The sequence below is a fragment of the Sphingosinicella sp. BN140058 genome, assembly GCF_004135585.1.
Classification (GTDB): Bacteria; Pseudomonadota; Alphaproteobacteria; order Sphingomonadales; family Sphingomonadaceae; genus Allosphingosinicella.
In genome coordinates this window covers 2,298,051-2,320,071 of sequence record NZ_CP035501.1, presented here as the reverse complement: position 1 = coordinate 2,320,071, position 22,021 = coordinate 2,298,051, and the positions used below count along the sequence as shown (strand labels likewise).

23 protein-coding genes are annotated in these 22,021 nt (G+C 66.1%); 6 read left to right on the top strand and 17 right to left on the bottom strand.

Annotation, left to right across the window (positions count from 1 at the left end):
* Window positions 1–61 precede the first annotated feature (61 nt).
* The 3 genes from pheT to ETR14_RS10410 form a co-directional block, all read right to left on the bottom strand.
* On the bottom strand, window positions 62–2,440 hold the full coding sequence (pheT, locus tag ETR14_RS10420; RefSeq protein WP_129384544.1) for a phenylalanine--tRNA ligase subunit beta: 2,379 nt from the start codon (window positions 2,438–2,440) through the stop codon (window positions 62–64).
* On the bottom strand, window positions 2,437–3,522 hold the full coding sequence (pheS, locus tag ETR14_RS10415) for a phenylalanine--tRNA ligase subunit alpha (protein WP_129384543.1): 1,086 nt from the start codon (window positions 3,520–3,522) through the stop codon (window positions 2,437–2,439). Before pheS ends, pheT begins: the two co-directional genes overlap by 4 nt.
* 91 nt (window positions 3,523–3,613) lie before the next feature.
* Window positions 3,614–5,023, bottom strand: a complete 1,410-nt coding sequence (locus ETR14_RS10410; RefSeq protein WP_129384542.1) for a short-chain fatty acyl-CoA regulator family protein — start codon at window positions 5,021–5,023, stop codon at window positions 3,614–3,616.
* 118 nt (window positions 5,024–5,141) lie between these two features.
* Here ETR14_RS10410 and aceA point away from each other — a divergent pair, with 118 nt between their 5' ends.
* A complete protein-coding gene (gene aceA / locus ETR14_RS10405; protein ID WP_129384541.1) occupies window positions 5,142–6,425 on the top strand; it encodes an isocitrate lyase in 1,284 nt (427 codons plus the stop codon).
* Between the two features lie 29 nt (window positions 6,426–6,454).
* Window positions 6,455–6,607 (top strand): hypothetical protein, encoded by a 153-nt coding sequence (locus ETR14_RS10400; RefSeq protein ID WP_206186018.1) that lies wholly within the window; start codon window positions 6,455–6,457, stop codon window positions 6,605–6,607.
* 18 nt (window positions 6,608–6,625) lie between these two features.
* Here ETR14_RS10400 and ETR14_RS10395 read toward each other — a convergent pair whose 3' ends face one another.
* Window positions 6,626–7,630 (bottom strand): histone deacetylase family protein, encoded by a 1,005-nt coding sequence (locus ETR14_RS10395; protein WP_129384539.1) that lies wholly within the window; start codon window positions 7,628–7,630, stop codon window positions 6,626–6,628.
* A complete protein-coding gene (locus ETR14_RS10390) occupies window positions 7,630–8,934 on the bottom strand; it encodes a hypothetical protein (protein ID WP_129384538.1) in 1,305 nt (434 codons plus the stop codon). Before ETR14_RS10390 ends, ETR14_RS10395 begins: the two co-directional genes overlap by 1 nt.
* Window positions 8,935–9,068: 134 nt before the next feature.
* Here ETR14_RS10390 and ETR14_RS10385 point away from each other — a divergent pair, with 134 nt between their 5' ends.
* Window positions 9,069–9,530, top strand: a complete 462-nt coding sequence (locus ETR14_RS10385) for a DUF2721 domain-containing protein (RefSeq protein ID WP_129384537.1) — start codon at window positions 9,069–9,071, stop codon at window positions 9,528–9,530.
* Here ETR14_RS10385 and ETR14_RS10380 read toward each other — a convergent pair whose 3' ends face one another.
* From ETR14_RS10380 to ETR14_RS10370, 3 genes are all read right to left on the bottom strand, one after another.
* A complete protein-coding gene (locus ETR14_RS10380; RefSeq protein ID WP_129384536.1) occupies window positions 9,531–10,859 on the bottom strand; it encodes a dicarboxylate/amino acid:cation symporter in 1,329 nt (442 codons plus the stop codon). It abuts the gene before it with no gap.
* 10 nt (window positions 10,860–10,869) lie between these two features.
* On the bottom strand, window positions 10,870–11,265 hold the full coding sequence (locus ETR14_RS10375; RefSeq protein WP_129384535.1) for an META domain-containing protein: 396 nt from the start codon (window positions 11,263–11,265) through the stop codon (window positions 10,870–10,872).
* Window positions 11,266–11,459: 194 nt separating this feature from the next.
* The gene (locus ETR14_RS10370; protein WP_129384534.1) at window positions 11,460–11,642 is read right to left on the bottom strand and encodes a PspC domain-containing protein; all 183 of its coding nucleotides are present in this window, start codon (window positions 11,640–11,642) and stop codon (window positions 11,460–11,462) included.
* 704 nt (window positions 11,643–12,346) lie between these two features.
* Between ETR14_RS10370 and ETR14_RS10365 the strand changes: the two genes are divergently transcribed.
* Together ETR14_RS10365 and ETR14_RS10360 are read left to right on the top strand one after the other, a co-directional pair.
* Entirely contained in the window at window positions 12,347–12,673 is a 327-nt protein-coding gene (locus tag ETR14_RS10365; protein WP_206186017.1) for a zf-TFIIB domain-containing protein, read from the top strand.
* An 11-nt stretch (window positions 12,674–12,684) separates the two neighbouring features.
* Window positions 12,685–13,119 (top strand): DUF488 family protein, encoded by a 435-nt coding sequence (locus tag ETR14_RS10360; protein WP_129384533.1) that lies wholly within the window; start codon window positions 12,685–12,687, stop codon window positions 13,117–13,119.
* 18 nt (window positions 13,120–13,137) lie between these two features.
* Here ETR14_RS10360 and ETR14_RS10355 read toward each other — a convergent pair whose 3' ends face one another.
* From ETR14_RS10355 to ETR14_RS10335, 5 genes are all read right to left on the bottom strand, one after another.
* Window positions 13,138–13,905, bottom strand: coding sequence for a Crp/Fnr family transcriptional regulator (locus tag ETR14_RS10355; RefSeq protein ID WP_243455851.1), 768 nt, complete (start codon window positions 13,903–13,905; stop codon window positions 13,138–13,140).
* Window positions 13,865–14,224, bottom strand: coding sequence for a DUF962 domain-containing protein (locus tag ETR14_RS10350; RefSeq protein ID WP_129384532.1), 360 nt, complete (start codon window positions 14,222–14,224; stop codon window positions 13,865–13,867). Before ETR14_RS10350 ends, ETR14_RS10355 begins: the two co-directional genes overlap by 41 nt.
* Window positions 14,221–14,646 (bottom strand): hypothetical protein, encoded by a 426-nt coding sequence (locus ETR14_RS10345; RefSeq protein WP_129384531.1) that lies wholly within the window; start codon window positions 14,644–14,646, stop codon window positions 14,221–14,223. Before ETR14_RS10345 ends, ETR14_RS10350 begins: the two co-directional genes overlap by 4 nt.
* 105 nt (window positions 14,647–14,751) lie before the next feature.
* The gene (locus ETR14_RS10340; protein ID WP_129384530.1) at window positions 14,752–15,609 is read right to left on the bottom strand and encodes an SDR family oxidoreductase; all 858 of its coding nucleotides are present in this window, start codon (window positions 15,607–15,609) and stop codon (window positions 14,752–14,754) included.
* A 4-nt stretch (window positions 15,610–15,613) separates the two neighbouring features.
* A complete protein-coding gene (locus tag ETR14_RS10335; RefSeq protein WP_129384529.1) occupies window positions 15,614–15,829 on the bottom strand; it encodes a hypothetical protein in 216 nt (71 codons plus the stop codon).
* Window positions 15,830–15,961: 132 nt separating this feature from the next.
* On the opposite strand from ETR14_RS10335, the gene ETR14_RS10330 reads away from it, so the two are divergent.
* Entirely contained in the window at window positions 15,962–16,345 is a 384-nt protein-coding gene (locus ETR14_RS10330; protein WP_129384528.1) for a DUF4345 domain-containing protein, read from the top strand.
* On the opposite strand, the gene ETR14_RS10325 is transcribed toward ETR14_RS10330, so the two are convergent.
* The 4 genes from ETR14_RS10325 to ETR14_RS10310 all read right to left on the bottom strand — a co-directional run bounded on the left by ETR14_RS10325 (window position 16,342) and on the right by ETR14_RS10310 (window position 22,020).
* A complete protein-coding gene (locus ETR14_RS10325) occupies window positions 16,342–16,566 on the bottom strand; it encodes a hypothetical protein (protein WP_371416781.1) in 225 nt (74 codons plus the stop codon). The two genes, ETR14_RS10330 and ETR14_RS10325, sit on opposite strands and share 4 nt — an antisense overlap.
* A 53-nt stretch (window positions 16,567–16,619) precedes the next feature.
* Window positions 16,620–19,298, bottom strand: coding sequence for an aconitate hydratase AcnA (gene acnA / locus ETR14_RS10320; RefSeq protein ID WP_129384526.1), 2,679 nt, complete (start codon window positions 19,296–19,298; stop codon window positions 16,620–16,622).
* A 145-nt stretch (window positions 19,299–19,443) separates the two neighbouring features.
* Window positions 19,444–20,613, bottom strand: a complete 1,170-nt coding sequence (locus tag ETR14_RS10315; RefSeq protein WP_129384525.1) for an MFS transporter — start codon at window positions 20,611–20,613, stop codon at window positions 19,444–19,446.
* 261 nt (window positions 20,614–20,874) lie between these two features.
* Window positions 20,875–22,020, bottom strand: coding sequence for a PLP-dependent aspartate aminotransferase family protein (locus ETR14_RS10310; RefSeq protein WP_129384524.1), 1,146 nt, complete (start codon window positions 22,018–22,020; stop codon window positions 20,875–20,877).
* Window position 22,021 lies beyond the last annotated feature (1 nt).

Here is a 22,021-nt window from a genome sequence, read left to right as displayed (position 1 = left end):
CGATTGCGAGTGGAGACGAACGGGGGCGCTTCGTCGTGAAGCGCACCCCCGCCAATCCTGATCAATCTCTCAGCCGGGCACCGGCCTTGGCAGCGGCCGCAACGATGCGGTCCGAGATCGCCTTCAGTTCGTCGTCGGTGAAGCTCTTTTCGTTCGGCTGCAAGGTCACTTCGAAGGCGAGTGACTTCTCACCCTCCATAACGCCCTGGCCGGTGAAGAGGTCGAACAGGGCAACCGATGTAATCGCCTGTTTGTCCGCGCCGCGTATCGCGCGCAGCAGCGCTTCCGCTTGAACCGATTCGCCCACCAGGAAGGCGAAATCACGCTTCACCGCCTGCAGTGCCGGCGGGCGATACGCGTCGCGCATATGACCGGCGGCGCCGCGTTTCTGGGGAATGGCGTCGAGGAAGATTTCGGCCGCCACCACCGGCCCCTGCAGGTCGAACGCCTTGAGGGAGGCGGGGTGGAGTTCGCCGAACTCCGCCAGCACGTTCTTCGGGCCCAGGCTGAGGCGCGCCGAGCGGCCGGGATGGTAGACCGCCGAAGCTCCTGCCAGCGCCTGCAGATTGTCGACGGGAGCGCCGATCGCAGCGAGAATGGCGAGCGCCTCCGCTTTGGCGTCATAAGCGTCGAAGGCTTGGACCTTGCCGCCGCGCCAGTGGCGTGGTCCGCGATTGCCGGCGAGGACGAAGGCCAGCGTCGGGCGCTCGCCCTCGACCAGGTAGCGCCGTCCGATCTCGAACAAGCGGATGGTCTCGGCACCTCGTGCGGTGTTCCGGCGCGCCGCCGCGAGCAGACCGGGCAGCAGAGACGGACGCATGGCCTTCAGCTCTTCGCTGATCGGGTTGGCGAGCGTCCAGGCACTGCCGCCGAACGGCGCCGCTTCCTCTTCGGCGATGAAGCTCCATGTGACCGCCTCGTTGAGCCCGCGCGCGGCCGCGGTTCGCCGGGCTTTGCGCTCCAGCAGCTGTTCCGCCGTCGCCGTCGGACGGGCGACGCCGGCGGCTCGCGGCAGCGGCATGGAAGCGACTTTGTCGAGCCCCTCGATGCGGATCACTTCCTCGACGATGTCCGCGGCGCCGTCGACGTCACGGCGCCAGCTCGGAACCGCGATGCGCCAGGTCTCGCCGGCCTCGACCGTGAAGCCGAGGCGTGTCAGGATCTCCTGCTGGCGCCCCTCCGCGACATCGAGCCCGCCGAGCGTGCGAGCGCGTTCCGGCCGGTAGGCCACGATCTTCTGCGGGATCGGCGGCGTGCCGACGCGGACGACTTCTGAGGCTTCGCCGCCGACGAGCTCGATTGCCATTGCGGTCGCGAGCGCAAGGCCGGTGTCGAGGAAAGCCGGATCGACACCGCGCTCGAACCGCGAACGGGCATCCGAGGTCAAGGTAAGTTTCTGTCCGGTTCGGGCGATCGCCTCCGGATCGAAGAAGGCGCATTCGATCAGGATGTCGGTCGTCGTCTCCGTCACCCCGCTATGCTCCCCGCCCATGATGCCGCCGATGTCGTGCACACCGGCGTCGTCGGCGATCACGGTCATCGTCGGGTCGAGGCGGTAGCTCTTGCCGTTGAGCGCAAGCACTTCCTCGCCATCTCGGGCCTTGCGGGCAGCGATCGCGCCGGTCAGCGCGGCGAGATCGTAGACATGGAGTGGGCGGCCGTAGCTCAGCATGATGTAGTTCGTCATGTCGACGAGGGCGCTGATCGGACGTTGGCCGACCGCCTTCAGCCGCTGCTGCAGCCAGGTGGGGGAAGGGCGATTGCGCACGCCCCGAACGACGCGGCCGAAAAAGGCCGGGCAGCCTTCGGGATCGTCGATCCGGATCGCGATCGGGCAGGGGAAGCCGCCTTCGACAGGTGCGACCGCGATGGGCTTCAGCGTACCGAGGCCAGCGGCGGCGAGATCACGCGCGATGCCGTAGACGCCCATGCAATCCTGCCGGTTGGGCGTCACCGACACGTCGATCACGGGATCGTCGAGGCCGGCCCAGGCGGCATAATTGGCGCCCACCGGAGCGTCATCGGGAAGGGTTATGATGCCGTCATGCTCGTCACCAAGTTCGAGCTCCCGGACCGAGCACATCATGCCGCGGCTCTCGACGCCGCGCACCGGCTTGATCCCGAGCGTGAAGCCGCTTCCGGGGACGTAGGCTCCGGGCGGTCCGAGTACACCCTTCATTCCAGCGCGCGCATTGGGCGCGCCGCAGACGACCTGCAATGTGTCGCCGCTGCCGGCGTCGACGGTCAGCACCTGCAATTTGTCAGCCTGGGGATGGGGCGCGGCGGTAAGCACATGGGCGACCACGAACGGAGCAAGCTTCTCGGCCGGGTTGTCGACGCTCTCGACCTCCAGGCCGATCGCGGTCAGGGTCTCGACGATCGTCTCGACGGACGCCTCGGTCTCGAGATGGTCCTTCAGCCAGGAAAGGGTGAACTTCACGCGCCGACTCCTCCCGAGAGCGTCGGCACGTCGAGCGCCGAAAAGCCGTAATGTTTGAGCCAGCGCAGGTCGCCGTCGAAGAAGGCGCGCAAATCGTCCATTCCGTATTTCAGCATGGCAAGACGGTCGATGCCGCAGCCGAAGGCAAAGCCCTGCCATTCCTCCGGATCGAGGCCGCAGGCGGCGATCACTTTGGGATGCACCATCCCGGAGCCGAGCACCTCCATCCAGCCCTCGGAGCCGCCGATGACTCGTTTGCCCTTCTCCATCGAAAAGCCGACATCGACTTCGGCGCCGGGCTCGGTGAACGGAAAATAGCTGGGCCGCAGCCGCAGGACGATGTCCTCACGTTCGAAGAAGGCCTTGAGGAAGGTCTCGAGCGTCCACTTGAGGTGGCCCATATGGATGCCGCGATCGATCACCAGGCCTTCGACCTGGTGGAACATCGGCGTGTGGGTGGCGTCGCTGTCGGAGCGATAGGTCCGTCCCGGCGCGATGATGTAGATCGGCGGCTTCTGCTGCACCATCGTGCGGATCTGCACCGGCGAAGTGTGGGTGCGCAGCAGCATCTTGCGCTCGCCGCTCTCGCCGTCCGGGAAATAGAAGGTGTCGTGCATCGCCCGGGCGGGATGGCTCTCGGGAATGTTGAGCGCCGTGAAATTGTGCCAGTCGTCCTCGATTTCGGGACCGGTCGCGACTGAGAAGCCGAGGTCGGCGAAGATTTCGGCAAGTTCGTCCATCACCTGGCTGACCGGGTGCACGCTGCCCTGCAGCCGCGGCTCCGCCGGCAAGGTCATGTCCAGCATCTCGGTGGCGAGTTTCCGTTCCAGTGCCTCCGCCTCGAGCGCGGCCTTGCGATCGGCGAGCGCGGTCGTCACGCGCTCGCGCAGACCGTGGATGCGCGGCCCTTCGACCTGGCGCTGTTCCGGGGTCATCTGACCCATCGTCTTCAGCAACGCGGTGATCGTGCCTTGCTTGCCGAGCGCCGCAACGCGTTCGGCTTCGAGCGCCTGCAGATCGGGCGCGGTGCCGATGCGCGCCAGCAGGGCGCCTTCTTCAGTCTCTGGTGTATCGCTTGCCATGCCGCGCGCCGTAACCGAGTTCGCCCGCAGATTGAAGACGCCAGGCGTGGGGCCGCGGCGCAGCAACGGGGAAGGCTCGTGGCTACCCGCATCAGCCGAGGAAAGGATAAGGCGAGATCGTCTTCTGGAGCTCGTTGATCGCTAGCGTGCGGCCGGCCGGCGCCGCGGCGCGCTGTGGGCATCGCATGCGCGGGCAAATCGTACAGGCGGGACCGATCGGGGTGACCAGCGGTTTGGCCAGGTCCTGCCCGTCCGCATAGACGATCCGGGCCGCATGTTTGACGTCGCAGCCGAGACCGATCGCAAGTTGCGACGATTCCCGCGGATCGAGGCGGACGGCGCGGTCGATGGTGCGGGCCATGGTGAAGAAGCGCTGGCCGTCGGGCGTCTCGACGATCTGTGTCGCGACACGCCCGGGGGTCTGGAAGGCCGCGTGGAGGTTCCAGCGGGGGCAGGTGCCTCCGAAGCGCGAGAAGGGGAAGCTTTCCCCGGCGAAGCGCTTGGAGATATTCCCGGCGGCGTCGACCCGAAGCATGAAGAAGGGAATGCCGCGCGCGCCCGCGCGCGCCAACGTCGTCAGCCGATGGGAGACCTGCTCGACGCTTGCGCCGAATTCCGCGCAGAGGCGATCGACGTCATAGCGTTGCGCTTCGGCGGCTGCCGCGAACCGGCCGTAGGGCATCAGCATGGCCGCCGCGGCGTAATTGGCCAGCGCCATATGCAGCAGGCGCCGGGTCGGTGTGTCCGGTGCCCCGGCCATATCGACCATACGCTTCAAAATCGGGGCGAATTCGAACAAGGCGAGCTGATAGGCTGCACCGAAGCTTCGGCTTTCGGCTCGAAGCAGCGAGGACAGCATCAACCGCTTGCGATGGACGTCATAGGCCTGGCTGGCGAAGTCGAGCACTTCCGGAGGAACGACCCGCAACCCGATTCCGTACGCCTCCTGCAGCCGACGACGGACTGCTTCGAACAGCAAAGCGGGTTCGCTCAGCGCGCCCGCCAAGGTCTCGGCCGCTTCCTCCAGATAGGGGAAGTAATTGCGCTGCGCCTGAATATGGTCGCGGACCCAGGCTTCGGGCGTGACGAGGGATGTCTCGTCCTGTGCACCGCCGTCGGGATGCTGCCGCCGTTCGATCAGAGCGGCGTATAGCCGCGCGATCGCGTCCGCCACGGAGGGAGCATTGTCGGTGACTTCGAGCAATTCGTAGCGGGGAATGCCAAGGTCGGCGAACAGGGGATCGGAGAAGATTTCCGCCAGTTGATCGAGTCCGGTGCCGTCGGATCCCTCGGCCGCGAAGGTCTTGAGATCGACGTCGTACAGCTCGGCGAGCCGGAGCAGAACCTGGGCGGTAACCGGCCGCTGGTTCCGCTCCAGGTGGTTCAAGTAGCTAGGTGAGATGCCAAGCTCGGCGGCCATGGCGCTCTGGTTCAGACCGAGTTCGCGGCGCAGTCGTCTGAGACGACCGCCAAGAAAGAGCTTCCGTTCTGCACTCGGCATCTCAGAAGACTGTCAAAGATTTACAGCTGTCGCAAGACACAAGATGACACGCCGACCTCTTTCGAAGGGACATGCCTCGGTGCGTGCGCTTACCCAGGGTGCGCTTGGAGGTTAGATCATGTCCAATTTCGCTACGCTCGTTCACGCCCCACCTGGCCGCTTCGACGGCATCTCCCGGCCCTACGACGCTAACGATGTCGAGCGGCTGCGCGGGTCGCTTGCGGTCGAACACAGCCTAGCCCGGTATGGAGCCGACCGTCTGTGGTCGCTGCTCCGTGACCGGCCGTACGTCCATGCCCTTGGCGCGGTCACTGGCAACCAGGCGATGCAGATGGTTCGTGCCGGGCTCGAGGCCATCTACCTGTCGGGCTGGCAGGTCGCCGCGGACGCGAACACCGCCGGCGCCATGTACCCGGACCAGTCTCTCTACCCGGCCAATGCCGGACCGGAGCTCTGCCGCCGGATCAATCGCACGCTGCACCGCGCCGACCAGGTCGAGCATGCCGAGGGCGGCGCCCGGCGGAACTGGTTCGCGCCGATTGTCGCCGATGCGGAAGCCGGTTTCGGCGGACCGCTCAACTGCTTCGAGATCATGAAAGCCTATATCGAGGCCGGGGCCGCCGGAGTCCATTTCGAGGATCAGCTCGCCTCCGAGAAGAAATGCGGACATCTTGGCGGCAAGGTGCTGATCCCGACCCAGGCGCACATTCGCAACCTCGATGCTGCGCGCCTCGCCGCGGACGTGTGCGGCGTCCCGACAGTCCTGATTGCGCGCACCGATGCGGAGAGCGCCAGACTGATCACGTCAGATGTCGACGAACGCGATCACGAGTTCCTGACGGGCGAGCGGACGCCGGAAGGATTCTTCCGGCTACGGGAGGGAACGGGTGTCGATCACTGCATCAAGCGCGGGATCGCATTCGCCGAACATGCGGATCTCTTGTGGTGGGAAACAAGCCACCCGAACCTCGAGGAAGCGAAACGGTTCGCCGAGGCGGTGCAGGAAGCGCATCCCGGCAAGATGATGGCGTATAACTGCTCGCCCAGCTTCAATTGGGAGGCCAAGCTCGATGCCGAGACGATCGCCCGCTTCCAGCGCGAGCTGGGCGCGATGGGCTACAAATTCCAGTTCGTGACCCTGGCTGGCTTCCACAGCCTCAACCACGGCATGTTCACTCTTGCCAGCGCCTATCGCAGCCGCGGGATGGCGGCCTATTCCGCGCTTCAGCAAGCCGAATTTGCTTCGGAAGCGGAAGGCTACACCGCCACCCGTCATCAGCGCGAAGTCGGAACCGGCTATTTCGATCTGGTTGCCGAGACTGTCGCCGGCGGGTCTGCGTCGACCACCGCACTCGCCCAGTCGACCGAAGCCGAACAGTTCGCCGCCGCCGCCGCGGAATGACCCTCACCACACCCGAAAGGACTGACGTCATGACTGAACCGCAACGCCCCCGCGCCGTCTTCTCGAACGAGGATTTCCGGCTGATCCGCAGCGCGATCGAGCATTATCTGCCGATCGTCCGCGATCAGCCGGACTCGACGAAATTCGCCAATCTTTACCATCGGCTCGGGCGCCTGAGCTGAGTACGGCTTCCTCTGCGGTCAGAAGCCGCCGAGGAAGCTGGCGACATTGGCACCCAGCGCATCGACCGCATAGCCGCCTTCCATGATGATCAGGGTCGGCAGCCCGGCGGCCGCAATCCGGCGGGAAACCGCTGCGTAATCCTCCGTACGCAGTTCGAAGAAGCTGATCGGATCGCCCGCGAAGGTATCAGCGCCGAAAGAGCAGACGATCAGCTCCGCGCCGAAGCCGGCGATGGCTGCCAAGGCGCGATCGAGACCGGCCTCGAACGCGTCGATGCCGGTGCCGCGCGGCAGCGGCAGGTTCAAGGTCGTGCCCTCTCCTGCGCCGACGCCCACCTCGTCGGCATGGCCCCAATAGAAGGGATAGTCGGTGCGCGGGTCGGCATGGATCGAAGCGAAGAAGACGTCGCCCCGGTCGAGGAAGATGTCCTGAGTGCCGTTGCCATGATGATAGTCGACGTCGAGGATCGCCACGCGCTTCCGCCCGGCATCGATCGCTGCCTGGGCCGCCACCGCCGCCGCATTGAGATAGCAATAGCCGCCGGCATAATCCGCTCCGGCGTGGTGGCCGGGCGGCCGGCACAAAGCGAAGGCGGCAGGTTCGCCGCCGAGAACGGCATCCAGGCCCGACAGCGCGGATTGCGCCGACCAATAGGTTGCCTGCCAGGTTCCGGCAGCAATCGGAGTCGAGGCGTCGTAGCTATACTGCCCGAGCTTGGCATCGATCCGGCTGAGATGGAGCGGTCGACGGCCGACGATCGGCCACACATAGCCCGCGGCATCGCCGGGCCGTCCCGCGGCCCGCCACTCGTCGAAAGCCGTCTTCAGGAAGGCGACGTAGGCACGGCCGTGGACTCGCAGGATCGGCGCTTCGCCATGGTCGACCGGCTCCTCGGTCCGGCCGACTGCCGCGAGAATCGCATCCACGCGTCCGGGATGTTCGGCGAACGGAACGAAGGCGCCATTGTGCAGCTCCTTCTCGGGCGCGTGCGCCCGCTGACGGGGGGAATGGAAGATTCGCATCAATCGGCCACCAGATCACTCGGCAGGGTCGGCTCGGACAGGATACGCGCCATCGCCGCCCAGCGTTCCTCGGCGCCTGGCCCTGCCGCCTCGACATGGGCGCGCACCAAATCCTGCCCGAGTCCGTAATTGATCACGTAGGATCGATATTGCTCGGTGAAGGCGAGCGATTGCTCGGCGCGCGGACGGGAGACGAGCTGGTATTTCTGAATGAGGGCGATCGCGGCTTCGCGATCGATCCGGCCCTCCAGGAACTCGGCCGCGATCGTGAAGCGCGCGCCCGCGAGGTCGCGCATCGCCTCCAGCAGAGCGTGGTGATGGTCCGCCTCCGCCGCCGGCAGGCCGGCAAGCGGGTAGAGGCGGCTCGTCTCGAACGCGACCGCGTCCTTGCCTGGAAAGGCGAGGTCGATGCCGTAATTGGCGGATCCTTCGGCGAGCAGGGATTGGGGCGAATAAAGCGGGTAGATTGTATATTCGACCCAGCCACGCGCCCGCGCCAGCTCGCGCTCCAGCAGCATGTTGTAAACGTGATGGCCCGGATAACCCTCGTGGCACCCGAGATCGATCGCCCGGCTGATCCGGATGGGAAGATCGGTATTGACCTGGATCAGGCTGGTGGCGCCGCCCTGGTACCAATTGTAGCCACCCCAGCTCTTGCCGGTGACAAACTCCAGGGTGAACTTCTCCTCGGCGGGAACCTTGATGTGGGCCAGCGTTCGCCTGCGGCATTCGGCGATGGCGGCGCGGAACACGGGTTCGAGGCGGTCTTTCGGGATGACGAAACGATCCTGGAAGGCGTCGACCCGCTCGGCCAGTGTCCCGCTGCCGGGCACCAGCGCCTCGATTTTGCCAAGAATGGGATCGTAGGCGGCGAGCGGTTTGAGCGCGGGCCGCACCCCGAACAGCCCTTCGGCCTCGTCGGCGAAAGCGAGCTTCTCGCCCCGCAGCATCCGAAGCCGCGTTGCCGCGGCCTTGAGCTGCGCGACCAGGAAGGCGCGGCGGCGCTGCTCCATGCGTTCCAATCGGCCGTCGTCGATCGCCTCGGCGCGCCGGGAGAGGTCGTCGGCGGCGATGGCGAGCTCGGCTAGCGATCGCGGCGCCGATTTCGCCGCAGCCTGCCATTCGGCGGGGCCGTAATAGGCGTCGATATAGCCCGGCTCCCGCTCCCCAATCTCGAGCTGAAGCTGGACATAGTCCTTGGCGATCTCGTCGAGCCCGTCGCCGGAGGGGCTGCGGGTTACGCACCCCGCCAGCATCACGGCCGCGAGCAGCCATGTCGCGAGCGTGTTCGGCCAGCTCCTCATGATATCTTCATCCGCTCCGTGTCTCCCCCTGGCGGCGCCTCCGCCATCCTGACGAGGGATCGGCGCGGGGGCAAGCCGCACCGCAGCTTGGTCCGGCTTGATCTTCTCCTGCCGATCCGCTTCACTCCGAGCACATGGAATATACCGGCAACGTCTCGCAGATCGCGCACCTCATCCAGCTGGCGATCGCGCCGGTATTCCTGCTGGCCGGTGTCGGCGCGATCCTCAACGTCCTCGCGCAGCGTCTTGCCCGCGTGGTCGATCGCGCGCGCGCCCTGGAGGCAGACTTCAAGGGCTTCGACGAGGATCAACGGGTTCGCGCGTCCAACGAGCTCGTCCTGCTCGATCGGCGGATGCACGTGGTCAATCACGCGATCAGCGCCTGCACCGCCAGCGCGCTCTTCGTCTGCCTGGTCGTCGCCCTGCTGTTCGTCGCCGATCTGGCGGCGATCAAGTTCGGCACCGCCGTTGCCGTCTTGTTCATCCTGGCGATGCTGTTCCTGATCATCGGCCTGTGCCTTTTTCTGTGGGAGGTCCGGCTGGCGATGCGTTCGATCCGGATCCGCCGCGAGCACCTGCCGATCACGCAGCGTTGATCAGGTCTCGACGTCACTCCGGCCTTCGATCTGCAGGGCGTCGCTCTCCGACTCGGTCAGGTCGCCGCCCGCCCCTGCGAAGGCCGCGCGCAGGCGGGCGAGGTCGACCGCGCCTTCCCAGCGCGCGACCACGATCGTCGCCACCGCGTTGCCCACGAAATTGGTGAGCGCCCGGCATTCGCTCATGAAGCGGTCGACGCCGAGGATCAGCGCCATGCCCGCGACCGGCACCGAAGGAACCACCGACAGGGTTGCGGCGAGCACGATGAAGCCCGATCCGGTTACGCCGGCGGCACCCTTGGACGACAAGATCGCGACTGCCATCAGCAGCATCTGCTCTCCGAAGCTCAAATGGGTGTTGGTGGCCTGGGCGATGAACAAAGTTGCCAGCGACATGTAGATGTTGGTGCCATCGAGGTTGAACGAATAACCGGTCGGCACGACCAGGCCGACGATCGGCTTGGGGCAACCGGCCCGTTCCAGCTTCTCCATCAGCAGCGGCATCGCGCTTTCCGAGGAGGACGTGCCGAGCACCAGCAACAACTCGTCCTTGATGTAGCGTATCAGGCCGAACAGCGAGAATCCGGCGAAGCGGGCGACGAGCCCGAGCACCGCCACGACGAACAACAGGGACGTCAGATAGAAGGTCGCGATCAGCCCGGCCAGGTTGGCGAGGGTGCCGATCCCGTAGGTGCCGATCGTGAACGCCATCGCCCCGAACGCACCGATCGGCGCCGCGTACATGACGATGTGAACCATCCGAAACACGACCGCCGTGATCGTCTTCAAGGTCACGAGGAATCGCTCGCCGCGTTCCCCGATCATGGCAAGCGCGATCCCGAACAGGATCGCGACAAACAGCACCTGCAGGATCTCGCCCGAGGTGAAGGCGCTGACGACGGTGTCGGGAATGATATGGAGCACGAAGCCGGTGACGCTCTGCTCCCTGGCCTTGCCGACATAGGTGGCGACCGAATGCGGATCGAGCGTCGTCGGATCGATGTTCAGCCCGGCACCCGGCTGGGCGATGTTGCCGACGATCAGCCCGACCGCGAGCGCAAGCGTCGAAAAGGTCAGGAAATATGCCATCGCCTTGGCGCCGACCCGGCCGAACGCCTTGAGATCGGACATTCCGGCGATGCCGGTGACGACGGTGAGAAAGATCACCGGCGAGATGATCATCTTCACCAGCTTGATGAAGCCGTCGCCCAGCGGCTTCAGCGCCTGGCCGAAGGCGGGGAACAGCCAGCCGGTGAGGATACCGAGGGCGATCCCGATCAGGACCTGGAAGTAGAGCGTTCGGTAGAAAGGTTTGCCGGCTGCGGCCATGACGCCGCGATCAGCGCCGGAACCGAATGGCGCGACCGTCTGGTGCGATGATCGAGACGCTGCCGGATCCGTAGACGCTGTAGCTTTCGGCCGCATCGAGGATCGCGAAGTAGCGGCTTTCCTGCTCCATCACTGCGGGTTCGCAGGCCATGCGGGTGCTGGCAATCGGCCCGAAGCTGATGCGTTCACCGGAAGCGAGTTCGAAGCGCGTGCTGAAGCTGTTGCACCCGCCATGGCCGCTTGCCTGACCGTCCTTGTCGAGACGCAGGGTGAGCGGCTTTCCGCCGGTCACCGGGGCGCCGTTGACGTCGAGCGCGGTGAAATCACCCATCCCGATGCGCGGGATGCCGGTGCTTGCACAGGCCGAGAGGATGAAGAGGGCGAGAAGAGGAAGGGTGGCACGCATTGCGGTATCTTCTGCGAAACCGGTGCGTCCCGCAAGCCGCTTGGCGCCCGACGCTCAGCCGTTCGGCTGGGTCCGGTTCGCCGCGGCGCGGCGGGTGCCGGCAGCCGGATTGGCGAGGAAGAGTTGGAGGCGTTTCATCCAGGCGCGGTAGATCACGTCCATCGTCTGTCTCCTGGGGTGGGCGATCGCGGCGATCAAGCCTTGGGGGCGATCAGACCGGCGATCAGGTAGAGCGGGATGGTCACGCCGCTGACGACCAGGGTCGCGGCCACGGCGATCAGGCGGATGATGGTGACGTCGGTTCCGGTCAGCCGGGCGATGCCGGCGCAGACACCCATCATCTTGCCGTTGTTCGTGTCGAGGGTGAAGGTGGACATTGCAGTGATCCGTCGTTGAAGGATTGAAGGTGTGAAGGTCAGGCCAGCGGACCGGCGGAGCCGGCGGCGGAGATGAAGACCGAAGCGGTGAACAGCGCCGCGAGGGCGGAGACCGCGACACGCTGAAAGCTGGAGAAATCGAAGGTCATGGCAGTAGCTCCTTTGAAAGGGGTGGATCAGATCAGCTGGCCGACGGGGCCGGCAGCGGCGGAAATGAAGAGCGAGGCCGCGAAGAGCGCGCCGAATGCGGAGATTGCGACACGCTGCAGGTCGGAGAGAGCGAAGGTCATGTCAGTCGTCCTTTGAGAGAGTGGGGAAGGGAGCGGATCAGCCGACAAGCGGACCGGCGGCGGCCGAGATGAACAGCGAAGCGACGAAGAGGGCGCCGAAAGCCGAGACTGCGAAGCGCTGAAGATCGGAAAGCTCGAAGGTCATTGTCTGTCTCCTGTTGGGCACCGCCGGGGATCGTCGGTGCATGCAAACGTCATTGCAGACCGCGTGCCAAGTCGCAGAAACGGCGGAAAACAGCCAATTCCTGGATCGGGATCGCTCGACTGCCCGAACTGCAATCCCAACGAACGGTGAGAATCACCAAGCCTTGGTGTCCGATTCCGGCCGGTCGCGCCGGACCTGTCCGGATATGCAGCCGTTGCGATCGCCCGGCCTCGTACCTAGGTCGGGGTTCAGACGATAAGGAGAGCGATATGGTGACCCGATCCGGACCGATGGCCTGTCCCGTCGACGGCACGCCGCTGGTGATGAGCGAGCGGCAGAGTATCGAAATCGATTATTGTCCGAACTGCCGCGGCGTGTGGCTCGATCGCGGCGAGCTCGACAAGATCATCGAGCGGAGCGGCGCCGCCACACCGGCACCTCCCTCGGCCCCGCAACAGAGCTCTCCGCAATATCCGCCCCAGCAGCCGCCGTCGCAGGCTCCCTGGGGACAGCCGCATCAGGGCTACGGCCACGGATACGGCCATCAGAAACCCTATAAGCGCCGCAAGAGCTGGCTCGAAGAGATCTTCGATTGAAGGTGGGGGCGATGCGCCCGCTCTTCACCATCGGCTATGAAGGCAAGACCGTCGACGAATTTCTCGGCGAGCTTCAGGCTGCGAAGGTCGACCTTCTGATCGACGTCCGCGCCGTCGCGGCGTCGCGGCGGCCGGGCTTCTCGAAAACCGCGCTCTCCAACGCCTTGCGCGAACGCGGAATCGACTATCTCCATCTCCGGCCGCTCGGCACGCCCGCCGCAGGGCGCCAGGCGGCGCGCGCCGGGCGCACCGCCGAGATGCGGGCAATCTACGCCGATCAGCTCGAAACGCCGGAGGCTGAGATCGCCCTGGTGCAGGCGCTTGCTGCGGCAGAGGCACAGCGCGCCGCCTTGCTCTGCTTTGAGAAGGATGCGCCGGTCTGCCACCGGGCCATGCTCGCCGAGCGCATGATCGCGCGCGTTCCGTTCGAGGTCCTCAATCTCTGAACCGGTTTCCGGAGTCGGTTAGCGGGGGCGCCGGTCCAGATGGAGGTAGGTCGGGTCGAACTCGGCCAGATGCACCAGGCCATCCCAGTCGTGGATCACCACTTCCCCGGCGCGGAACGTCATCAGGCCGTCGTCGCGCAGCCGGCGGAGCATGCGATTGACGTGCACCGCGGTCAGCCCGCAGGCATCGGCGATGTCGGTCTGGGTGATCGGCAGCGGATAGCGATCCGGTCCGGCAAGGCCTGCGACCTTCATCCTGAGGAAGGTCTCGCAGATCAGGTGGGCGATCCGCGCCAGGGAGTTGCGGCGGCCGATCGAGAGAATGCGCTCGCGCTGAATGGCGGCGTCGAGCAGGGTCGAAAACCACAGCAAGCGGGCCAGATGCGGTTGCTGCTCGGTGATCGCGCGCAGCGCGTCGTGCGGCACCAGGGCGATGCGCACGTCGCTGAGCGCCCCGACATTGTGATCCAGCGTCTTCAGCAGGAAGCCGTGCAGGTCGACATAGTCTCCCGCAATGTGCAACTCCTGGATCTGGCGCTCGCCATCGGCAAGATCCTTGTACCGGCAGGCGAAACCGTCGAGCAGCAGAATGGAATGGGTCAGCGTCGTGCCCGCGCGGACGATCTGCCGGTGCGCCGCGATTTCGCGAGTTTCCGCGATCGACTCGACGAAGACCCGCTCTTCCTCCGGAGAGAGAACGTCGCGGGCCCGTAGCTTGGCGAGCGCCCGCTCGACCCCGGGATCCTTAACCGGCATCCGGTCGGCCCGGATGACGGTTCTGGCCAACGCCGGCGTCCTGCAATTCGCGCCCGATCCGGCCCGTCAGCCAGAGGAAGAACATCCGGAAGTCGGCGGCAAGCGACCACAAAGGATATTTGAACGTCGCCGGACGATTATGCTCGACGGCAGCGTGGCTCGCCCAGGCGAAGCCGTAGCCTGCGATCGGAAGCGCGATCATCAACCGCGCATCGCCGCTCGCGATCGCGCCCGCGGCCAGCAGAATGACGAGCGTCGTCCCGGCATAATGCAGCGCGCGGGTCGCCGGCCGCGAATGCTCGCGCAGGTAAAAGGGCCAGAATTCGGCGAAGCTGCGGTAGCGGTTCATGCCGGCGCTCCCATCCCCGCCGAGGGGCAACGGCGCAGCAGCAAAGCGGCGAGCAATCCTCCGATCAAGGGCGCGATCACCGAGGCGATCTTCAGGAACGGCGGATGGGTGACGTAGAGAATGTTGGCGACCCCGGCGATCAGGATCAGGATCGCGATCAGCCAGATCGTCCAGTTGCGACGGCTGATCACGCCTGCGACCCATCCTCCGACGAACGCCCCGGCCAGCCAGCCGCCGGCCACGAACAATTGCGCGCCGATCGACATCGCGCTGACGTACGCGCCAAGGCCTCTCGGGTCGTCGACCCGGATATCGCGCGGCAACGGGTAGATGAGGTGGTTGACCATCTCCACCGACCAGATCGCCACGAATGCGGCGATCAGTCCCAGGACCACGCCTCCGATAACACGCGCCATCGTCATCCCCTGTCCTTGTTCTGACGACCAGCATAACAATTATCGGCGCCGTCCAGAAGCGGCGCGAACGGACCGAGCAAATCCGCCCCGTCCGCTCCGTCCTGGGCTCCGTCAGCCGTTGACGATCGTTCCTCCATTGGGGTGGAGAACCTGCCCCGACATGTAGCTTGCATCCTCGCAGGCGAGGAACAGGAAGCTCGGCGCGACCTCGTTGGGCTGGCCCGGCCGGCCCATCGGCGTATCCTCCCCGAACGTCTCCAATTTGTCGGGACTGGCGCCCCCCGACGGGTTGAGCGGTGTCCAGATCGGTCCCGGCGCGACTGCGTTGACGCGGATCCCGTCCTCGATCAGATTCTCGGACAAGGATCGCGTGAATGCGGTGATTGCACCCTTGGTCGCGGAATAATCGAGCAGCTCCTTCGAGCCCTGATACATGGTGACGGAGGTGCAGTTGATGATCGCCGATCCGCGTTTCAGATGTGGTCGCGCCGCCTGGACCATGAAGAAATAGCCGAAGATGTTGGTCTGGAAAGTCCGCTTCAGCTGTTCCTCGGTGATGTCGCGTATGTCCTTGTCGGGATGCTGCTCGGCGGCATTGTTGACGAGGATGTCCAGCCGACCGAGCTTCTCCACCGCCTCGGCCACGGCGCGGTCGCAGAAATCCTTGTCGCCGACATCGCCGGCGATGGCGATCGCCCTGCGTCCTTCGCTCTCGACGATCCGCCTGGTCTCGGCCGCGTCGTCATGCTCGCACAGATAGAGGATGGCGACATCGGCGCCTTCACGGGCGAACAGAGCGGCGACGGCGCGGCCGATGCCGCTGTCGGCGCCGGTAATCAGAGCGACCTTGCCCGCGAGCCGGCCCGAGCCCGGATAGCGCGGCGCCCATTCGGGCTTGTCGTCCATCTCGCTTTCGTGGCCGGGCAGGCCGTCCTCGTGGATCATGTCGACGGTTTCGGTGCCGCTCATGCCCTTACTCCTTCGGCGCGACGCCGGCGCCTTCCTCTCCGAAGGCCTCGATCGTCGACTGGTCCTGACGATCCTTCGAAGGCGTCTTCTCGGCCGGGCTGCTGCCGTCCTTGCCGAGCGTGAAGCTCTCGCGGCTGCCGTCGCCCGGATCGTCGGACATCTGATTGTTCTGGTTGAGCGGCCGGTCGGTCGAATCGGGGTTGTGCTGGTTCTTGCTCATGATGCGCTCCTTGCAGGCTTTCACCCGTCAACCTTCGCTCATCGCGGCGGTTCCGGTCGTTTCGCTCCAGGATCGTGGATCCGCTGCGGCGGCGTGGCCGTTCCGCCGTCGATCCGGCATGAAAGGAAGACAATGAACGAGCGCCGCCTGCTGCAATGCGCCGTCGCGCTGGCCTGCCTGGTGCCCTTCGCCGCCGGCGGTGCAGGGGTGATCGCCAGCGTCGCCATGGTGAAGAGCGCCGGGGTGCCGTCGGTCGATCTCGACAGCCACTTCCGCTATCTGTCGGGGCTGCTGTTCGGCATCGGTCTCGGCTTCGCCGCCTGCATTCCCCGCATCGAGGCGAAAGGCACACTGTTCCGCGGCCTCACGCTCGTCGTCGTCTGCGGCGGGCTGGCGCGCTTGTTCGCGCTGGTGACGATGGGAAGTCCGAGTCCGGGTCACCTCTTCGGCCTGGCGATGGAGCTTGGGGTGGTTCCGGCTCTTGCGCTCTGGCAGGCGCGCGTCGCCGCCGCTTAGTCGGCAGCGGGCCTTGCCGACGGCGCCCGGCGCTTCCGGACGATGCGCGCCAGCGCGATCGCGCCGATCAGCATCCAAATGACGTTCAAGGTCGCCGACGGCAGCGCGCCGTGCCACCAGCCGTTGACGATGAAGCCGGCGGCGCCGACCACGTTCATCGCCTGGTACGAAGCGGATTGGCCGCTCATCCGCCCCATCGACAGGAGCAGATAAGCGGCCAATATGGTCAGCGCGCCGGCCCAGCCGGCGGCTTCGACGAGCAGCTCGATGCCGCTCAGGCGGCCTTCCCTCGCGCGAGCTGGCGGAGCACGTAGTGCAGGATGCCGCCATGCTTGAAATATTCGAGCTCGTTCAGGGTGTCGATCCGGCAGCGGGCGGTGAAGGTGAAGGAGGAGCCGTCCGCCTTGCTGACCACGACCTCGACCTCTTGGCGCGGCTTCAGGTCGCCGATGTTGGTGACGCTGAACATCTCGCTGCCGTCGAAGGTCGGCACCTCGCCGACGAATTGCAGCGGCAGTACACCCATGCCGACCAGGTTCGAGCGGTGGATGCGCTCATAGGTTTCGGCGATCACGGCGCGGACGCCGAGGAGGTTTGTGCCCTTCGCCGCCCAGTCGCGTGACGAGCCCGTGCCATATTCCTTGCCGGCGATGACGACCAGAGGCGTGCCCGCCTCCTTGTAGCGCATCGCCGCATCGTAGATCGCCATCACCTCGCCGGTCGGGATGTGCTTGGTGACGCCGCCTTCGATCCCCGGGGTCATCCGGTTCTTGATTCGGATGTTGGCGAAGGTGCCGCGCATCATCACTTCGTGATTGCCGCGACGGGCGCCATAGCTGTTGAAGTCGGCACGCGACACCTGGTGCTCGGTCAGATAGCGGCCGCCGGGGCTGTCCGCCTTGATCGCGCCTGCTGGCGAGATATGATCGGTGGTGATCGAATCGCCGAAGATGGCGAGCGGCCGCGCGCCGACGATGTCGCCCGGCGGCGTCGGAGTCATCGACATGCCTTCGAAATAAGGCGGGTTCTGGATGTAGGTCGAACCGGCCGACCAGGCATAGGTCTCACCGCCGGTGACCGGGATCGCGCTCCACCGCGCATCGCCCTTGTAGACGTCGGCATAGCGGCTGCGGAACATGTCGCCGGTGACGTAGCGGTCCATCAGGTCGCGAACTTCGGCGTTGCTCGGCCAGATGTCCTTCAGGAACACGTCGCTTCCGTCCTTGCCGGTGCCGATCGGCTGGTCGATCATGTCGGACGTCACCGTGCCCTTCAGGGCATAGGCGACGACCAGCGGCGGCGACGCCAGGAAGTTGGCGCGTACGTCGGGCGACACGCGGCCTTCGAAATTGCGGTTGCCCGAGAGCACCGAGGCGGCGACGAGATCATTCTCGTTGATCGCCTTGGAGATATGCTCGGGCAAGGGTCCCGAATTGCCGATGCAGGTGGTGCAGCCGTAACCCGTCAGGTTGAAGCCGATCGCATCGAGATCTTCCTGCAGGCCGGCGGCGACGAGATAGTCGGTGACCACCTGGGATCCGGGCGCCAGCGAACTCTTCACCCAAGGCTTGCGCTCCAGACCCTTCTCGCGCGCCTTGCGGGCGACCAGGCCGGCGGCGACCAGCACGGCGGGGTTCGAGGTGTTGGTGCAGCTGGTGATCGCGGCGATGACGACGTCGCCATGGCCGAGATCGTGGCCGCCGCTCGGGAAACGCTGGCCGAGCTCGGTCGAATCATGGCCGAACTCCTTGGTGAAGTTGGCGATGAACTCCTCGTCGACCTTGGACAGGACGACCTTGTCCTGCGGCCGTTTCGGACCGGCGAGGGAGGGCTCGACGCTGGCCATGTCGAGGCCGAGCGTGTCGGTGAAGACCGGCTCCACCGATGGATCGAGCCACAGGCCCTGGGCCTTGGAATAGGCTTCGACCAGGGCGATCGTCTCTTCCGAACGGCCGGTCAGGCGCATGTAGTCGAGCGTCTTGTGGTCGACCGGGAAGAAGCCGCAGGTCGCGCCATATTCCGGCGCCATGTTGGCGATGGTCGCGCGGTCGGCGACCGACAGCTCCGACACGCCGGGGCCGTAGAACTCGACGAAGCGGCCGACCACGCCCTTCTTACGGAGCATCTGGGTGACGGTGAGCACCAGATCGGTGGCGGTGATGCCTTCCTTGAGCGATCCGGAAAGGTGGAAGCCGACCACTTCCGGGATCAGCATCGACACCGGCTGCCCCAGCATCGCGGCCTCGGCCTCGATGCCGCCCACGCCCCAGCCGAGCACACCGAGGCCGTTGACCATCGTCGTGTGGCTGTCGGTGCCGACGAGCGTGTCTGGATAGGCGACTTCGGCGCCGCTCTGATCGGCGGACGTCCACACCGAGCGGGCGATATATTCCAGGTTCACCTGGTGGCAAATGCCGGTTCCCGGCGGCACCACCTTGAAGTTGTTGAACGCCGACGAGCCCCATTTCAGGAACTGGTAGCGCTCCATGTTGCGCTGATATTCCAGCGCGACGTTCTGCTCGAACGCCTTGGGCGTGCCGAATTCGTCGACCATCACCGAGTGATCGATGACGAGATGGACGGGCACGAGCGGGTTGATCAGCTCAGGGTTGCCGCCGAGCTTGGCGATGCCGTCGCGCATCGCGGCGAGGTCGACGACCGCCGGCACGCCGGTGAAATCCTGCATCAGCACGCGCGCCGGGCGATATTGGATCTCGCGAGTCGACGAGCGCTCCTTCTGCCAGTCGACCAGCGCCTGGACGTCGTCGCGGCTGACCGTCACGCCATCCTCGAAGCGCAGCAGGTTCTCGAGCAGCACCTTCATCGAGAAGGGCAGGCGCGAGACGTCGCCGAGCTGCGCCGCCGCCTTGCTCAGCGAGTAATAAGCGTAATCCTTGCCCCCGACGTTCAGGGTCGTGCGGGTCTGGAGAGTGTCGTGGCCGACAGCGGTCATAAGTGCCTCGTCGCAAAGTGGTACTTTGCGCCGGAGAGCAGGACGCGGCCCGGCGCGGTTGGCGCGGCCCTTAGCGCGTATGGGCCGATGGGGGAAGGTGCGGGATCGCCCGCCCGCGAACATGTCGTGGCGTTGGTCGTCGCGCTTATTTCTGTCCGCGCACCAGCATCAGCAGCGCCCCGCCAAGGGCGCACAGCAGGGCCGCCGCCGCCCACAGGATCGGGAAGGTCGAAGCGCCGTCGACCAGCAACAGGGCAAGCAACGGCCCGGCGACGTTCGGCAGAGTGTTGGTGAGATTGAAGATGCCGAGATCGCGGCCGCGATGTTCGGGGGACGGCAGGAGCTGCATGGTGAAGGCGGCGTGGAGCGCGATGAACACCGCATAGGTGGCCGCGAAGGTGCAGTAGCCGGCTGCCGCCTGCAGCCAATGATCGGCACTGGCCATCAACAGCAGGCCGGCGACCATGCCGGCGGCGGCGAAGGCGAGCAGCGGCTTGCGGCGACCGATGCGGTCGGAAAGTCGGCCGCAGCCGAGCGCGAGCGGGATCGCGGCGAAGGTTGCAGCCGCCATGATCCAGGCGATGGTACGGGCGCGGACCTGGGGGCCGCCTTCGCCGCGCAGAAGGTCGCTGGTGTAGAAGAAGAAATAGGTGACGACGGCGGTGCCGGCGACCTGCACGGCGAGCTTGCCCGCCCAGGCCAAAGCGAGGTCGAGGCGCTGAAAGCGGCCGCCATCGGCCTGCGGCGTCGGCGGCACCGGGTCCGCCCCTTCCCGCGCGAACAGCAGAAAGGGCAGGAAGAGAAGGCTCGTCGCCAGGCAGACGAGCGCGAACTGCGCCGCTTCGCCGCGTACGGCGTCGATGGTCACGCCGACGCCGACGAGGGTTGCCGCCGGCTGAGCGATGCCGAGCAGGCCCGCCATTACGCCCTTGCGATCGTCGGGCACCTCGTCGGCCATGATCGCCACCACCGGCGCGAACATGGCGTTAAGCGCAATCTGCAGGGCGACGACACCGCCGACCAGCGCCAGGCCGTTGCTGGCAAGGTGCACGACGGCATAGGCGCCGAGTAGCATCACGAGGCCGGCAAGCACCCACGGCCGGCGGGTCCGCCGCCGCCGATAGGTGTGGTCGCTGAGCGCGCCGAACAGGATGTTGGAGATGCTCGCCGCCAGTGCCCCCGCCAGGGTGATGCGGCTGAGCAGGGCGACACGATCGGCGGCGGACACCGCCTCGACCTTGACCGGCAGCAACAGACTGAAGAACGGGATGAAGGCGACGAACAGGCCGGTATAGGCCAGCGCGTAGAGCAGCATGAAAGCCGTCGGTGCCCTGCGGCCCGCTGCGGCCGGTTGCGATCCGGACTCCTTTATGGCGATGTGCTGTTGCCCCACACCTGGCAGCCTAGCCCCGCGATGCAGGCTGCGACAGGACAAAAAAGGAAGCCGGCAAAAGGCTTTGCCGGCTCCAGGACGCGAAGCTCATTGGGGAGGAGCCTCGTCGATCCACGATGTGACACAGATTGTGAGCGTTCACAATCATCATTTGAGAACGCTCACAACTGGATCGGACAGCGGTTAGAGCGCGGCGAGACCCCGTGCGAGATCGGCGATGAGATCGTCGGCATCCTCGAGGCCCACCGAAATGCGCAGCAGATCCGGGTGGATGCCGGCCTCCGCTTGCGCTTCCGGCGGCATGCCGCGGTGCGTCATCGTCGCGGGCTTGCAGATCAGGGTGGCGAAGCCGCCGAGCGAGGACGCAAGGGTGATCAGATCGAGCGCGGCGAGAAAGCGCGAGGCGTCGCCCTTCACCCGGACGCTGATCATGAAGCCCGGGCCGCTTTGCTGGCGCGCGGCAAGCGCCGCGCCCTCGTGGCTGTCCAGCCCTGGGAAGTTCACCGCCTGCACCTGCGGCTGTTCGGATAGCCACGACGCGATTCGGGTCGCGCTCTCTTCCTGTTGGCGGACGCGCAGCGGCAGCGTGCGCAGCCCGCGCAGGATCTGGGACGAGTCGAATGCCGAGCCGTTGAGGCCGGCGGCGTTGGACCACCATTGCATCTGCTCGATCAGCGCCGGGTCGCGCGCCAGCAGCGCGCCGCCGAACAGATCCGAGTGGCCGTTCAGCGCCTTGGTGGTCGAATGCATGACGAGGTCGCAGCCGAGCGCGAGCGGCTTCTGCCGCAGCGGCGTCAGTAGCGTGTTGTCGGCGGCCACCAGCGCGCCGGCCTGCTTGGCGGCGGCGGCGCGCGCCGCGATGTCGGTGATCCGCAGCAGCGGATTGCTCGGCGTTTCGATCCAGACGAGATCGGCGCCACCTTTCAGCGCGCGCTCGAACGCGGCCGCATCGAGCATGTCGACGAAGGTCGCACGAAGCTTGCCCTGGTCCTCCAGGCCCTTGATCAGCCGGTAGGTGCCGCCATAGCAATCGTGCGGCGCGAGGACATGAGCGCCGGCGGGCAACAGCAGGAAAGCGAGCAGGCAGGCCGATTGGCCGCTGCCGGTGATCACGCCGCCGGCGGCGCCCTCCAGCTCGGCGAGCGCTTCGACCAGAAGATCGCGATTGGGGCTGACCGTGCGGGAATAATCATAGCCGGGCTTGGTGTCGGCATCCTCCCACCGATAGGTGTCCGACGACCAGATCGGCGGCGCAACGCTGGCGAATGCGGGGTCGCGATCGGTGCGCGCGGCAGCGACGATGGTGGCGGGCTTGCGCTGTTGTGTCATC